This window comes from Leuconostoc aquikimchii, from assembly GCF_040838325.1.
GTDB lineage: Bacteria > Bacillota > Bacilli > Lactobacillales > Lactobacillaceae > Leuconostoc > Leuconostoc aquikimchii.
The window spans coordinates 1,804,600-1,819,529 of sequence record NZ_JBFPER010000001.1 but is presented as its reverse complement, the minus strand read 5'-3'; the positions used below and the strand labels follow the sequence as shown (position 1 = coordinate 1,819,529).

Below are 14,930 nucleotides of genomic sequence, written 5' to 3'. Positions count from 1 at the left end.
GATAATTTAAGTAATTAGACCAAATATTTTTAAGAACTACTTGGTCAATGAGTAATTAAAAAAGGAAAACAAATATGAGTGAAGAAATACTTGATAGACATGGTAATCCAGTCAATCGTGTAGCGATGATGCTGGTTTTACTAGTCGGCGTCTTTTCAGTAATGTTAATGCAGACTGCGCTTGGCACAGCTTTACCAGCGTTAATGCGAGCGTTCGATGTGAACGCCTCAACAGTACAGTGGTTAACAACGATTTTCTTGATGGCTAACGGCATTATGGTGCCAGTTTCAGCTTTTCTGACAACACGTATTCCAACGAAAAGATTATATTTATCAGCGTTAAGTCTGTTCACAATTGGCACATTAGTGGCTTTTGTGACGCCAACTAATGCGTTTTGGTTGTTAATGGTTGCACGTGTCTTGCAGGCAATGGCCGTAGGAATTTTGATGCCATTGATGCAAGTTGTATCGTTGTCGTTGTTTGATGCCCAATCACGTGGAAAAGCCATGGGCCTTGGTGGTTTAGTAGTTGGTATGGCGCCAGCCATTGGTCCAACGCTATCGGGATGGATTTTAGAAAAAGATCATACATTTTTAGGATTGACGTTACAAAATTCATGGCGGTCAATTTTTGGCGTTGTCTTACCAGTTGTCATTATTGTGATGATTGCGTCATTTTTCTTCTTCCACGATGTCTTACCAACACAAAAAGTGACATTAAATGTACGGTCATTGATTGAATCAACATTAGGATTTGGTTTAGTATTGTATGGTTTTGCCATGGTTGCAACAGACGGTTGGGGCAGTGTCAATGTTATTTTGCCATTAATTGTTGGGCTTATCATTGTGGTTGAATTTATGTGGCATCAATCAAGAATGGACAAGCCATTTTTGGATATGTCAGTCTTTAAATCAAAACAGTTTACCATTACCACCATTTTGGTATCTTTGGCAATGATGGCAATGATTGGCGTTGAAATGGTTTTGCCTATTTATATGCAAAACATTCGTGGCTTAACGCCACTTAATTCAGGATTAACATTGTTACCTGGAGCCTTGATGATGGGAATTATCTCACCGATTGCTGGTTCATTTTATGATAAGCATGGAGCTAAGCGATTAGCCATGACAGGGTTTACAGTTTTGATTATTGGTACTGTGCCACTATTTTATATGACAGCTACGACACCAACCATATATATTACAGCGCTATATACATTGCGTATGTTTGGTATTGCTATGACGATGATGCCATTAACTGCATCAGCTATGGGTGCATTGTCGCCAAAAACAGCTGCCCAAGGAACGGCTGCCAACAATACAATGCGTCAAATTGCTTCGTCATTGGGGACGGCAGTATTGGCCTCAGTTATGCAGTCTGTTACAAAAAATAATATGCCCAAAGACGCTTTGAAGGGCCAAAATCCAATAGAATTTGGTCGCCGCGCTTTAGATGCAACGCTCAGTGGTTTTCATGCGTCATTCCTTCTGGCTGCTGTGTTTGCCGTCGTTGCCTTGCTTGTAACATTCTTATTGCATAGTGGCAAGGTGAATATACCAATCAAGGAGGAAGCTTAAAATGATTATCCTAATTATGGCACTATTTGCACTATTTGCGTTTTTTGCTAACATGACCATCAAAAAAGCTGGTATACGTTACACTGTGACACTGCTTATGTTCGCCGGCTTGATTTTAAGTGTGATTGCGATGATTGCAAACATGCATGATCATTATGGCATGACATCAGTCACAACCACCACCAAAAGAGAAATTTATTCAGCTGGACCAAGTACACAAAACTTTGGTATGTTATTGTATCAAAATGTTGGAACCAATGGACAAGAAAACGTTTATATTTATCGCGCATCGGCAAATGACAAAAAAACGACAGTATCTAAACCTGATTTGGATACGAGATCTAAACGCGTCAATGTTTCAGGTAATCAAGCTTATCGCGTTGCTAGCACAACACGATATGTGTACAAATCTAAGGTATTTAACCTCTTGTTTGGTATTGCAGATAATGATAAACAAGTCAAACATCGTCAAATTACCTATCAATTACCAGCAACATGGGTAGCGTTGACAACAACGCAAGCGCAGTCGTTAGCCAGTAAATTAGCGCCAAAAAGCGCGGCTGAGAGAACAATTGCAGAGCAACAACAAAAACAGCTTTCAGACTTAGCAAAAGTTAATCCAGATAAGGCTGCGACACTAGAAGTTAATCAAATTAAAAGTGTTTTAAAAATTGATTAATCATGGTAATAAACACTCAAAAAGCGACAATCTCTATTTCAGAGATTGTCGCTTTTGTGCTATGATAATGGCAAATGAATGATAAGTAGATATGATCTTAGAAAAAATAATCAACGTCAGGGAGCAAAAATCCGATGAATTTTTTTGTGAATAAAAGTATGGGGCATGGTAATAGTGGCGTTGAGCACGCGCAATTTTATCGTGCGGAACGCTTTCGTGAGAAAAATATACCCTTTAAATTAATTTTTACCGATCGTTTACCACAATTACATCAGCATATGAAAGAGTGGCACATTGCTGAGTCAGAAGTCATCGGCATATATGATTATTTTTTGAGTGATGATCCAGACAATTATTTACAGGTAGGCGAGCAGCACACACATGATTTCTACGAAGAAGTACTGTGGGATACAACTGACACACAGCGTCTCATTAGACGACAGGCAACCGGACATTATACAGAGACGGTGCAACGCCGCAAACAATATTTAAAGGAAAAAAATGTTTATCGTATAGAAGATGATCGTGTCATACTTGACAATGGCCGTCATAAAATCTCTTGGCATTATCGTAATGAGGGATCGCGTGGTAAGCGCGCGACAAATATTAGAGTGGATAACTTTCGTGGTAAGCATTACTTATTCACAACTTTTGAAGAGTTACTTGATTTCTTTTTTTTAGAGTTACAGCGTCGATTTGAAGATAATGTCTATATTATCGACCGCGGTTCGGAAAATGAAGAGACGCTGATTCGTATGAAACAGCAAGGCATACCTTTAAAAATAGTCGATGTTGTTCATGCTGCACATTTTGTTGCATGGGATGCAGCGCATCCACTGTGGAATAATTATTATCAGTACATGTTTGATCACTTCAATGATATTAATCTGATTGTTGTTGCCACACAGTTACAGAGGGAGGCGATGATCTCCCAATTAACTGCCATTGGTATGATAGATGTGTCAAAAAAAATTATAGCGATTGCTGTTGGTGGGGTGTCTTCACCTGCCTTGATAACACCTAAAAAGTGGGATGGTGAAACGATCCAATTTGTGACAGCTTCGCGATTACATCCAGAAAAACACATCATACACATTATTCAAGCAATCAGCCAACTGCGTTTGCAAGGGATGTCTGCAACACTAGCAATTTATGGGGCTGGCAGTGAGGAGAAGCAGTTAATATCATATATTGCGTCGCTTAATTTGTCGCAATTTATACAGTTGAAAGGCTTGAGTCAAAATATGATACAAGATATGCAAGCATATGATGTATTTGTGTCTGCTTCCTATTCTGAAGGTTTTGGGTTAACGTACATTGAAGCGATTAGCAATGCGATGCCCATTGCAACGTATGCAAATTTATACGGGGCACAAACGCTAGTTCGTGACGGCGTCAATGGTCATTTGGCAACATTTGGGCCAAAAAATACGGATGAAGTAGCCAATGTCAAGCAACTGATGGATGCAATGCGTCGTGTGTGTGATCATTACGATGAACTGTCAGTGGGAGCAGCCGAAGTGGCGAAGCAATTTAGCAATGAAATTATTGCTGATCAATGGCAAAAGGTGATCGTAAAATTACTATGACAATTGAAATTATTAACTCATTATCCTATACTAATTTTCCGGGCATTGCCTGGCAAATTGAACAAGTGAAGGCAGGCAAAAGTGACGCACTGTGGCTGGCGACGCCGCATGAAGATGCTGCTTATTTGTTGACAAAAATAGGTCTTGACCCTGCGCTTGTTTATGACATGTATGCGCAGTGCTATCTGGAAAATATTGACAGTAAAAACGGTATTTGGTGGACGGATTTACCAGTGCCTAATAATGCGCAGTTTGTCATTAATAAGGATCGGACTAAAAGTATTATCAGTCGTGGCCATGAACTCGCGCGTGTCCGATGGTTTAATGATTCAAAACGTATCGTGCAAGCCGTTGTTTGGTACGATTTAGACGGTAAAATTGATTATAAAGATATTTACCGACGCGATGGCAAACTATTTGCTAAGCAATATTTTAGCGCAGGAAATTTGCTGACATCAGATTTCTATTTTGGTCATGAATCGGTTCAAGTCAGAGATTTTTATTTTGAAAATCATCGTAACTTTGTCTATGCGAATGATCAAAAATATGCATTAGCCGAGGATTATATCGCGCAAGTTGGCAACAAGTTTTCTCTAGATACTTTTAACGTGACGCAATTAGGCCGTGAAATTAACTTTGCACCGCAAAATACAAGGTTAACAATAGTTGGTGGTGTTTTGGATGAAAAAGGCAAAGTTTGGCCGAATTTAGCTCTCATACTGCGAGACGTGACGCATAAAATACGACAAGTGACTGTCACACAAAGTGATTTTGATAGTTTAAAAGCACTTGGTTTCTCGACGCACAAATTACATGTTGGCATAATTTGAGTAGCATTTCACATATCGCAACACAACTGACGTTTTTTGTTTTATAATAGAGTTGTAACTATAAAATTTTGGAGGCTATCATGGCTAAATTGACTGTTTCGGATTTGGAACTTTCAGGTAAGAAAGTATTAATGCGCGTTGATTTCAACGTGCCTATCAAGGCAGGTGTTATTGGGAACGATAACCGTATTGTGGCAGCTTTGCCAACAATTAAATATGTGCTTGAAAACAATGGCCGCGCAATCTTGTTTTCACACTTGGGTCGTATTAAGTCTGAAGATGACAAGAAAGAATTATCATTGGCACCAGTTGCTGCGCGTTTGAGCGAACTATTGGGTAAGGCTGTTAAATTTGTGCCACAAACACGTGGTACAGAATTAGAAGCTGCTATTAACGCTTTGCAAGATGGTGAAGTTTTGATGGTTGAAAACACGCGTTTTGAAGACGTTGTGGCCGGCCAAGAAGTTAAAAACGAATCAAAGAACAACCCTGAATTGGGTAAGTATTGGGCCTCACTAGGGGATGATTTGTTTATCAATGATGCTTTTGGTACAGCGCATCGTGCCCATGCTTCAAACGTCGGGATTTCAGCAAATGTTTCTCAAGCAGCAGCTGGTCTTTTGATGGCGAAAGAAATCAAGTTTTTGGGTGATGCGGTCGCTAACCCAGTTCGTCCTTTCGTGGCCATCATTGGTGGTGCAAAAGTTTCTGATAAGATTGAAATTGTTAAGTCATTGTTAAACAAAGCTGACAAGGTGATTGTTGGTGGCGGCATGGCTTATACGTTTGATGCTGCTAAAGGCAACAAGATCGGAAATTCATTGTTTGAAGCTGATAAAGTTGAATTGGCGAAGCAATTGATGGCTGAAGCTGGTGACAAGTTAGTTTTGCCTGTTGATTCAATTGCAGCCGATGCTTTCTCAAACGATGCAAAGACTGAAATTGTTGACGCTGAAGCTGGTATTCCAGATGGTTACATGGGTCTAGATATTGGGCCTAAGTCAATCAAGTTGTTGCAAGAAACTTTAGCTGATGCTAAGACGGTTGTTTGGAATGGTCCTATGGGCGTTTTTGAAATGCCAAAATTTGCCAAGGGTACTTTGGCTATTGGTGAAGAACTTGTTAAAGTAACTGAAAATGGTGGCACAACTATTGTTGGTGGTGGTGATTCAACTGCAGCCGTACAACAATTGGGTGTTGCTGATAAGCTATCGCATATTTCAACTGGTGGTGGCGCATCATTGGAATACCTTGAAGGTAAGGAATTACCTGGTATCGCTGCTATATCTGAAAAGTAAAAAATGTATGATATTAAAGTACCCCAAACCAGTTAGGTTTGGGGTACTTTTTGTTATCTGTTCATTTTAAATTCATGTGTGACTAGGTTTATAGGGAGGATTAATGGTCAGACATGTGGCTGGTAAAACTGTTGTGATGTCCTGTATAATAGGTATTAAGTAACAAAAAAGGGGTGCGCCATGATTCAAGTTTATAATACTTTAACCCGCGAAAAAGAAATATTCAAATCAATTACGCCGGGTAAAATTAACATGTATGTGTGTGGACCAACAGTCTATAACTACATTCATATTGGCAATGCACGTTCGTCAATTGCATTTGATGTTGTGCGACGTTATTTTGAATACCGTGGTTATGAGGTGAATTACGTCTCAAATTTTACGGACGTTGATGATAAAATCATTAAACGTGCCCGTGAAGAAGGCGTGGATGAGATGACGATTGCTAACAAATATGCTGATGCTTTCGAGGAAGATACATTACCTTTAAACATTAAGCCGGCAACAGTACGCTCTCGTGCAACAGAAGTCATTCCTGATATTATTGTATTTGTACAAGATTTAATTGAAAAAGGTTATGCGTATGAATCAGAGGGGGATGTGTATTTTCGAGCAAAAAAATTTAAAGGGTATGGCATATTAGCGCATCAAGATCTCAATGAAATGACAGAAAATGCTGCGGGTCGATTAGATGACGATGAATTGATACGAAAAGAAGATCCGATTGACTTTGCTGTTTGGAAAGCGACACATGAAAAAGATGAAATTTCATGGCAATCTCCATGGGGCGACGGGCGACCGGGTTGGCATATTGAGTGCTCCGTCATGGCGCAAAAATATTTAGCAAATACGATTGATATACATGGTGGCGGAATTGATTTAGCCTTTCCGCACCATACAAATGAAATGGCGCAATCAGAAGCTCATACGGGACAAAAATTTGTCAACTATTGGATGCATAATGGCTTTGTCAATGTTAATGATCAAAAAATGTCTAAATCATTAGGCAATTTCACCACTGTTCATGATATGTTAAAACATTACGATGATCCAATGACAATCCGTTTTTTATTAGCGACTACGCAATATAGGCGCCCGATCAATTATTCGCCTGACACTTTAGCACAAGCGCGTGTCGCGTTAGATCGCATTCGCACGGGCTATCGTAATCTATTGTTCCGTTTGAATGAAGCAGCAGTTGGTCAAGATGACGTTGTTGAAATAGCTATCGAAAAACAAATAACTTTTTTTGAATCAGCAATGGATGATGATTTGAATACACCGAACGCACTAGCGTCAGTGTTTGAACTCGTGACATTGGCAAATAGATATGCTGAAGATAAAGCAGTTCACTCTAATACAGTAAAGCACTTGCTTGATACGATACGCCTGTTTATGGGAATATTCGGAATAACTGGGTTAAGTGGCGAGCCACAAATAACAGACATGCAAAAACAGCTATTAGATGCGCGTGAATCAGCGCGCGCATCACATGATTTTGATTTGTCGGATCAAATACGTCAGCAATTAAGTGAGGTAGGTATAATCGTAGAAGACACTGCGCAAGGACAACGTTGGCATCAAGCATAAAAAAACCGCTTCAGCGGTTTTTTTATTTTTAAGAACTATAGAAAAGGATAAGAAAGCGTAAAGTGGGAATAAAAAAGAAGAACGAGAGTAAGAATGTCAGGGGGAGAAAGGAAATAAAAACGAACGGGAAGTGAGGAAAAAAGCAGATAAGAGGGCAAAAAGCGAAAGTAAAGAAAAGGTAAGAAAAAAGCGTTAAAAAGGTATTGACGAGGGAGGAAAGAGTTGGTATATTAGTATATGTTCTAACGCAGGACAACGCGAAGCAAGAGCGAGCGACTATGAAGTAAGAAGCGAAGAAAAATTGCTTCAGAAAGTAGTTGACAGAGCGAAATGAGCGTGGTAAGATAGTATAGTTGTCTCAGAGAGAGATAGCGCGTAGCACATTGAAAACTGAACAAAACTTTGAACAAACGAATCTGTTGCTGTAATGCGAGAGCATTAAGAAGTAACAAATTTGCGAAGTCAATTCGTAACAAACAAAAAAACGGATAAACGTTATAGAGATATAGCAAAAGTCAGTTTAATCGAAGAGTACATCTTCAAGCGATGAATTTAAATTCATTTAAATTGAGAGTTTGATCCTGGCTCAGGATGAACGCTGGCGGCGTGCCTAATACATGCAAGTCGAACGCGCAGCGAAAGGTGCTTGCACCTTTCAAGCGAGTGGCGAACGGGTGAGTAACACGTGGATAACCTACCTCAAGGTTGGGGATAACATTTGGAAACAGATGCTAATACCGAATGAGACGAGTGATCGCATGATGACTGGTTAAAAGGCGCTACGGCGTCGCCTAGAGATGGATCCGCGGTGCATTAGTTAGTTGGTGGGGTAAAGGCTTACCAAGACAATGATGCATAGCCGAGTTGAGAGACTGATCGGCCACATTGGGACTGAGACACGGCCCAAACTCCTACGGGAGGCTGCAGTAGGGAATCTTCCACAATGGGCGAAAGCCTGATGGAGCAACGCCGCGTGTGTGATGAAGGCTTTCGGGTCGTAAAGCACTGTTGTATGGGAAGAACAGCTAGAGTAGGGAATGACTGTAGTTTGACGGTACCATACCAGAAAGGGACGGCTAAATACGTGCCAGCAGCCGCGGTAATACGTATGTCCCAAGCGTTATCCGGATTTATTGGGCGTAAAGCGAGCGCAGACGGTTGATTAAGTCTGATGTGAAAGCCCGGAGCTCAACTCCGGAAAGGCATTGGAAACTGGTCAACTTGAGTGCAGTAGAGGTAAGTGGAACTCCATGTGTAGCGGTGGAATGCGTAGATATATGGAAGAACACCAGCGGCGAAGGCGGCTTACTGGACTGTAACTGACGTTGAGGCTCGAAAGTGTGGGTAGCAAACAGGATTAGATACCCTGGTAGTCCACACCGTAAACGATGAACACTAGGTGTTAGGAGGTTTCCGCCTCTTAGTGCCGAAGCTAACGCATTAAGTGTTCCGCCTGGGGAGTACGACCGCAAGGTTGAAACTCAAAGGAATTGACGGGGACCCGCACAAGCGGTGGAGCATGTGGTTTAATTCGAAGCAACGCGAAGAACCTTACCAGGTCTTGACATCCTTTGAAGCTTTTAGAGATAGAAGTGTTCTCTTCGGAGACAAAGTGACAGGTGGTGCATGGTCGTCGTCAGCTCGTGTCGTGAGATGTTGGGTTAAGTCCCGCAACGAGCGCAACCCTTATTGTTAGTTGCCAGCATTCAGATGGGCACTCTAGCGAGACTGCCGGTGACAAACCGGAGGAAGGCGGGGACGACGTCAGATCATCATGCCCCTTATGACCTGGGCTACACACGTGCTACAATGGCGTATACAACGAGTTGCCAACCTGCGAAGGTGAGCTAATCTCTTAAAGTACGTCTCAGTTCGGACTGCAGTCTGCAACTCGACTGCACGAAGTCGGAATCGCTAGTAATCGCGGATCAGCACGCCGCGGTGAATACGTTCCCGGGTCTTGTACACACCGCCCGTCACACCATGGGAGTTTGTAATGCCCAAAGCCGGTGGCCTAACCGTAAGGAGGGAACCGTCTAAGGCAGGACAGATGACTGGGGTGAAGTCGTAACAAGGTAGCCGTAGGAGAACCTGCGGCTGGATCACCTCCTTTCTAAGGATAAACGGAAAGTAGCAGGGGCATTAGATTGTCAAATTCGAGAAGTTCAAAGTTTTGTTTAGTTTTGAGTGTGATACCGACATAGGGATCATGGTCAAAGATGACACCTATGGGGAATTAGCTCAGCTGGGAGAGCACCTGCTTTGCAAGCAGGGGGTCAGCGGTTCGAACCCGCTATTCTCCATAGGCAGTGTCAAAGCTGCCGGAGTTGCACATTGAAAACTGAATAGTAACAAATTCTTTTAAAGATAAGTAAAATTATTAATAAATTAAGCCGAGAAACAAAGCAAAAAAGAAATTCTGTAACAGGAATGGATAAAAAACGCAGGTCTGAAAGAAGACCAACTCATAAACTTAAAGCACAACTACGGTTGTGACGGTTAAGTTAATAAGGGCGCGTGGTGGATGCCTTGGCACTAGGAGCCGATGAAGGACGTGACTAACTACGATAAGCTTTGGTGAGCGGTAAGTACGCTATGACCCAGAGATTTCCGAATGGGGAAACCCAACTCGAAAAGAGTTGTCAATAATTGAATACATAGATTATTGACGGAACACGCTGTGAACTGAAACATCTCATTAGCAGCAGGAGCAGAAAGAAAAATCGATTCCCCAAGTAGCGGCGAGCGAAACGGGAAGAGCCCAAACCAGAGTGCTTGCATTCTGGGGTTGTAGGACTGATAAATAGGAGTTACAAAAGTGTTTTATAGCAGAACAAGTTGGGAAACTTGGCTAAAGAGGGTGATAGCCCCGTACGCGAAATAAAGCACACTTCTTTCAGGATCCTGAGTACGGCCGGACACGTGAAATCCGGTCGGAATCTGCGGGGACCATCCCGTAAGGCTAAATACTCCCTAGTGACCGATAGTGAACCAGTACCGTGAGGGAAAGGTGAAAAGCACCCCGGAAGGGGAGTGAAATAGTTCCTGAAACCACGACGCCTACAAGAAGTCAGAGCCCGTTAATGGGTGATGGCGTGCCTTTTGTAGAATGAACCGGCGAGTTACGGTATCGTGCGAGGTTAAGGTGGAAAGACCGGAGCCGCAGCGAAAGCGAGTGTGAATAGCGCGAATAGTACGATGCTGTAGACCCGAAACCAGGTGACCTACCCATGGTCAGGATGAAGGTGAGGTAAAACTTACTGGAGGTCCGAACCGGTGCATGTTAAAAAATGCTCGGATGAACTGTGGGTAGCGGTGAAATTCCAAACGAACCTGGAGATAGCTGGTTCTCTCCGAAATAGCTTTAGGGCTAGCCTCATTATAAGCATACTGGAGGTAGAGCACTGTTAAGCCTAGGGGCCCATCTCGGGTTACCAAAGTTTGATAAACTCCGAATGCCAGCTATGTATGAATGGGAGTCAGACGATGAGTGATAAGATCCACCGTCGAAAGGGGAACAGCCCAGATCGCCAGTTAAGGTCCCTAAATATATGTTAAGTGGAAAACGATGTGATAGTGCATAGACAACTAGGATGTTGGCTCAGAAGCAGCCACCATTTAAAGAGTGCGTAATAGCTCACTAGTCGAGTGCCATTGCGCGGAAAATGTACCGGGGCTAAACATATTACCGAAACTGCGGGTGTACTTAAAAGTACGCGATAGGAGAGCGTTGTAAGGGCAATGAAGGTAGACTGTAAGGACTACTGGAGCGCTTACAAGTGAGAATGCCGGTATGAGTAGCGAAAGACAGGTGAGAATCCTGTCCACCGAATGACTAAGGTTTCCTGGGGAAGGCTCGTCCTCCCAGGGTTAGTCGGGACCTAAGGCGAGGCTGAGAAGCGTAGTCGATGGATAACAGGTTGAGATTCCTGTACCAGTAGTAATGCGTTTGACCGATGGAGGGACGCAGGAGGCTAACAGAAGCGCACCGATGGATGAGTGCGTGCAAGCAGTAAGTTTGGCGAAGAGTGAAATGCTTTTTACTGATAAGAACAAGCTGTGATGCGGATCGAAATAAAGTAGAGAAGTCTGAGATGTCACACTGCCGAGAAAAGCTTCTAGGAAGTATTACACTGCCCGTACCGCAAACCGACACAGGTAGTCGAGTGGAGAACACTAAGGTGAGCGAGAGAACCCTCGTTAAGGAACTCGGCAAAATGACCCCGTAACTTCGGGAGAAGGGGTGCTCATTGTAAAAGATGAGCCGCAGTGAATAGGCCCAGGCGACTGTTTATCAAAAACACAGGTTTCTGCAAAATCGTAAGATGAAGTATAGGGGCTGACGCCTGCCCGGTGCTGGAAGGTTAAAAGGAGTGCTTAGCTTCGGCGAAGGTACGAATTGAAGCCCCAGTAAACGGCGGCCGTAACTATAACGGTCCTAAGGTAGCGAAATTCCTTGTCGGGTAAGTTCCGACCCGCACGAAAGGCGTAACGATCTGGGCACTGTCTCAACGAGGGACTCGGTGAAATTTAAATACCCGTGAAGATGCGGGTTACCCGCGACAGGACGGAAAGACCCCATGGAGCTTTACTGTAGCTTGATATTGAATGTTTGTGCTGCTTGTACAGAATAGGTAGGAGACGAAGAGGATTGGACGCCAGTCTAGTCGGAGTCACAAAGTGGGATACTACCCTCGTTGTATGAACATTCTAACACTGGTCACTCAACGTGATCGTGGACAGTGTCTGGCGGGCAGTTTGACTGGGGCGGTCGCCTCCTAAAAGGTAACGGAGGCGCTCAAAGGTTTGCTCAGAATGGTTGGAAATCATTCGTAGCGTGTAAAGGCATAAGCAAGCTTGACTGCGAGAGCAACAACTCGAGCAGGTACGAAAGTAGGACTTAGTGATCCGGTGGTTCCGCATGGAAGGGCCATCGCTCAACGGATAAAAGCTACCCTGGGGATAACAGGCTCATCTCCCCCAAGAGTCCACATCGACGGGGAGGTTTGGCACCTCGATGTCGGCTCATCGCATCCTGGGGCTGTAGTCGGTCCCAAGGGTTGGGCTGTTCGCCCATTAAAGCGGTACGCGAGCTGGGTTCAGAACGTCGTGAGACAGTTCGGTCCCTATCCGTCGCGGGCGCAGGAAATTTGAGAGGAGTTGCCCTTAGTACGAGAGGACCGGGGTGAACAAACCGCTGGTGTACCAGTTGTTCCGCCAGGAGCATCGCTGGGTAGCTATGTTTGGAAGAGATAAACGCTGAAAGCATCTAAGTGTGAAACTCGCCTCGAGATGAGATTTCCCATTCGTAAGAAGTAAGACCCCTTAGAGATTATGAGGTAGATAGGCTAGAAGTGGAAGTTGAGCGATCAATGTAGCGGACTAGTACTAATAGGTCGAGGACTTAACCAAAGTCAAGAACGGAAGTTCAAGAGAAGATATGAGTGGCAAAATTTAGAAGAAGAATTTGATACTATTTAGTTTTGAGTGTAAAACTCAAAGGTGTCGTGTTGATAGCATAGAGGACACACCTGTTCCCATTCCGAACACAGAAGTTAAGCTCTATCACGCCGAAAGTAGTTGCCGGATCGCTGGCTGCGAGGATAGGAAGATGCGGTGCCGTACATAGAGAGTACTCTGAGAAGGGTATTTTTGGTTTCAAGAGAAAGAAAAGTAACACGAGGGTAAGGAAGAATCGGGAGAGGTGTCCGAGTCTGGCCGAAGGAGCATGGTTGGAAACTATGTAAGCAAGGAATTGTTTCGAGGGTTCGAATCCCTTCCTCTCCATTATGGACGCTTAGCTCAGCTGGGAGAGCACCTGCCTTACAAGCAGGGGGTCACAGGTTCGATCCCTGTAGCGTCCATTGGCGAAAGCCAAAAAGAACACCCTGGCACGTCGAAAGCGTTGCCGACTTAGCTCAGTTGGTAGAGCATCGCTCTTGTAAAGCGGGGGTCGAAGGTTCGAGTCCTTTAGTCGGCATGATTATTATGCGGAAGTAGTTCAGTGGTAGAACATCACCTTGCCATGGTGGGGGTCGCGGGTTCGAATCCCGTCTTCCGCTTATATGCCGATGTGGCGGAATAGGCAGACGCACAGGACTTAAAATCCTGCGATAGAGATATCGTACCGGTTCGATCCCGGTCGTCGGCATATATGCACCTATAGCGCAATTGGATAGAGCGTCTGACTACGAATCAGGAGGTTGCAGGTTCGACTCCTGCTAGGTGCATAGAGGTTGAAGTGATTCAAACTCTTTTTTTAAGTTTAAAGGGGCAGTGCTCTGATAGAACTTATCGGGACGTAGCTCAGCTTGGTAGAGCACCTGGTTTGGGACCAGGGGGTCGCAGGTTCGAATCCTGTCGTCCCGATTGGCAACAAACAGTGTTGTCAAAGAAGATCGCGGTGTAGCTCAGCTGGCTAGAGCGTCCGGTTCATACCCGGGAGGTCGAGGGTTCGATCCCCCCTGCCGCGATAGGCTTGATAAAGGACCTTTAGCTCAGTTGGTTAGAGCAGACGGCTCATAACCGTCCGGTCGTTGGTTCGAGTCCAACAAGGTCCATGCAGGACTAGGCTGTATGGGAACAGAAGATGGAGAATTACCCAAGTCTGGCTGAAGGGAACGGTCTTGAAAACCGTCAGGTCGAGAAATCGGCGCGTGGGTTCGAATCCCACATTCTCCTTAGGTAGAGATACCGACATAAAATTATCGCGGGATGGAGCAGTCTGGTAGCTCGTCGGGCCCATAACCCGAAGGTCGCAGGTTCAAATCCTGCTCCCGCAATTGGTCGCATGGTCCAGTTGGTTAGGACGCCTGCCTGTCACGCAGGAGATCGCGGGTTCGAGCCCCGCTGTGACCGTTTAGTGTGACGAACACATGCTAAGTAAGATGGCGCTGTAGCTCAGTTGGTAGAGCATACGATTGAAGCTCGTAGTGTCGGCGGTTCGACTCCGTCCAGCGCCATAGATGTGCGAAGGTACATTGGTAGAAGTGATGCGAATGTAGTTCAATGGTAGAATTCCAGCCTTCCAAGCTGGCTATGCGGGTTCGATTCCCGTCATTCGCTTTTATGCACCGATGCGCATAAAGAGAGAATGGGCTATTAGCTCAGTTGGTTAGAGCGCTGTGTTGATAACGCAGAGGTCCCAGGTTCGAGTCCTGGATGGCCCATTGGTGAGCAAGTTTCGATTGAAGCTTGCTTTTTTTGTTCGTTTTCGATACAATAAACGTATTAACTTACCATAAGTAGGCTATTTAAGAAAGTTGTTGGATGATGAAAAGCAACGAGCTGAAATTCCAGTAAGTCTCAGTAGTGGGGTAATACCGCTCGGTCATTCACCGTTATCAGATAACGAGTGTTATGTATTA

At 44.1% G+C, this 14,930-nt stretch carries 6 protein-coding genes, 16 tRNA genes and 3 rRNA genes; all 25 read left to right on the top strand.

Annotated features, from left to right (window positions below):
* Nucleotides 1-74 precede the first annotated feature (74 nt).
* Complete coding sequence (locus AB3K24_RS09055) at nt 75-1,577, top strand: MDR family MFS transporter (RefSeq protein ID WP_367975232.1); 1,503 nt, start codon at nt 75-77, stop codon at nt 1,575-1,577.
* 1 nt (nt 1,578) lies between these two features.
* Nucleotides 1,579-2,256: a DUF4811 domain-containing protein gene (locus AB3K24_RS09050; protein ID WP_367975230.1), complete on the top strand. Its 678-nt coding sequence runs from the start codon at nt 1,579-1,581 to the stop codon at nt 2,254-2,256.
* Between the two features lie 134 nt (nt 2,257-2,390).
* Nucleotides 2,391-3,845 carry a glycosyltransferase gene (locus AB3K24_RS09045; RefSeq protein WP_367975228.1) on the top strand — a complete coding sequence of 485 codons (1,455 nt, stop codon included), beginning with the start codon at nt 2,391-2,393 and terminating at the stop codon, nt 3,843-3,845.
* A complete protein-coding gene (locus AB3K24_RS09040; RefSeq protein WP_367975227.1) occupies nt 3,842-4,675 on the top strand; it encodes a glycosyltransferase in 834 nt (277 codons plus the stop codon). Before AB3K24_RS09045 ends, AB3K24_RS09040 begins: the two co-directional genes overlap by 4 nt.
* An 80-nt stretch (nt 4,676-4,755) precedes the next feature.
* The gene (locus AB3K24_RS09035; protein WP_367975226.1) at nt 4,756-5,973 is read left to right on the top strand and encodes a phosphoglycerate kinase; all 1,218 of its coding nucleotides are present in this window, start codon (nt 4,756-4,758) and stop codon (nt 5,971-5,973) included.
* Between the two features lie 180 nt (nt 5,974-6,153).
* Nucleotides 6,154-7,563: a cysteine--tRNA ligase gene (gene cysS / locus AB3K24_RS09030; protein ID WP_367975225.1), complete on the top strand. Its 1,410-nt coding sequence runs from the start codon at nt 6,154-6,156 to the stop codon at nt 7,561-7,563.
* 563 nt (nt 7,564-8,126) lie between these two features.
* Nucleotides 8,127-9,676, top strand: a 16S ribosomal RNA gene (locus tag AB3K24_RS09025).
* Nucleotides 9,677-9,793: 117 nt separating this feature from the next.
* Nucleotides 9,794-9,866: transfer RNA gene (locus AB3K24_RS09020), tRNA-Ala, on the top strand.
* 194 nt (nt 9,867-10,060) lie between these two features.
* Nucleotides 10,061-12,975: ribosomal RNA gene (locus AB3K24_RS09015) — 23S ribosomal RNA — on the top strand.
* 91 nt (nt 12,976-13,066) lie between these two features.
* Nucleotides 13,067-13,183 (top strand): 5S ribosomal RNA (rrf, locus tag AB3K24_RS09010).
* Together the 16S, 23S and 5S rRNA genes with 16 tRNA genes alongside form the textbook arrangement of a ribosomal RNA operon.
* Nucleotides 13,184-13,261: 78 nt before the next feature.
* Nucleotides 13,262-13,350 (top strand) — tRNA-Ser (locus AB3K24_RS09005).
* 4 nt (nt 13,351-13,354) lie between these two features.
* Nucleotides 13,355-13,427 (top strand) — tRNA-Val (locus AB3K24_RS09000).
* Nucleotides 13,428-13,470: 43 nt separating this feature from the next.
* Nucleotides 13,471-13,543 (top strand) — tRNA-Thr (locus AB3K24_RS08995).
* A gap of 10 nt (nt 13,544-13,553) precedes the next feature.
* Nucleotides 13,554-13,625: transfer RNA gene (locus AB3K24_RS08990), tRNA-Gly, on the top strand.
* Nucleotides 13,626-13,630: 5 nt separating this feature from the next.
* A tRNA-Leu gene (locus AB3K24_RS08985) sits at nt 13,631-13,714 on the top strand.
* A 5-nt stretch (nt 13,715-13,719) separates the two neighbouring features.
* Nucleotides 13,720-13,793: transfer RNA gene (locus tag AB3K24_RS08980), tRNA-Arg, on the top strand.
* A gap of 65 nt (nt 13,794-13,858) precedes the next feature.
* Nucleotides 13,859-13,932 (top strand) — tRNA-Pro (locus tag AB3K24_RS08975).
* A gap of 30 nt (nt 13,933-13,962) precedes the next feature.
* Nucleotides 13,963-14,036, top strand: a tRNA-Met gene (locus AB3K24_RS08970).
* A 13-nt stretch (nt 14,037-14,049) separates the two neighbouring features.
* Nucleotides 14,050-14,123, top strand: a tRNA-Ile gene (locus AB3K24_RS08965).
* 31 nt (nt 14,124-14,154) lie between these two features.
* Nucleotides 14,155-14,244 (top strand) — tRNA-Ser (locus AB3K24_RS08960).
* A gap of 27 nt (nt 14,245-14,271) precedes the next feature.
* A tRNA-Met gene (locus AB3K24_RS08955) sits at nt 14,272-14,345 on the top strand.
* Nucleotides 14,346-14,347: 2 nt separating this feature from the next.
* Nucleotides 14,348-14,421 (top strand) — tRNA-Asp (locus AB3K24_RS08950).
* A 31-nt stretch (nt 14,422-14,452) separates the two neighbouring features.
* Nucleotides 14,453-14,525, top strand: a tRNA-Phe gene (locus tag AB3K24_RS08945).
* Nucleotides 14,526-14,557: 32 nt separating this feature from the next.
* Nucleotides 14,558-14,628, top strand: a tRNA-Gly gene (locus AB3K24_RS08940).
* Between the two features lie 30 nt (nt 14,629-14,658).
* Nucleotides 14,659-14,732 (top strand) — tRNA-Ile (locus AB3K24_RS08935).
* The last annotated feature ends 198 nt before the right edge of the window (nt 14,733-14,930 follow it).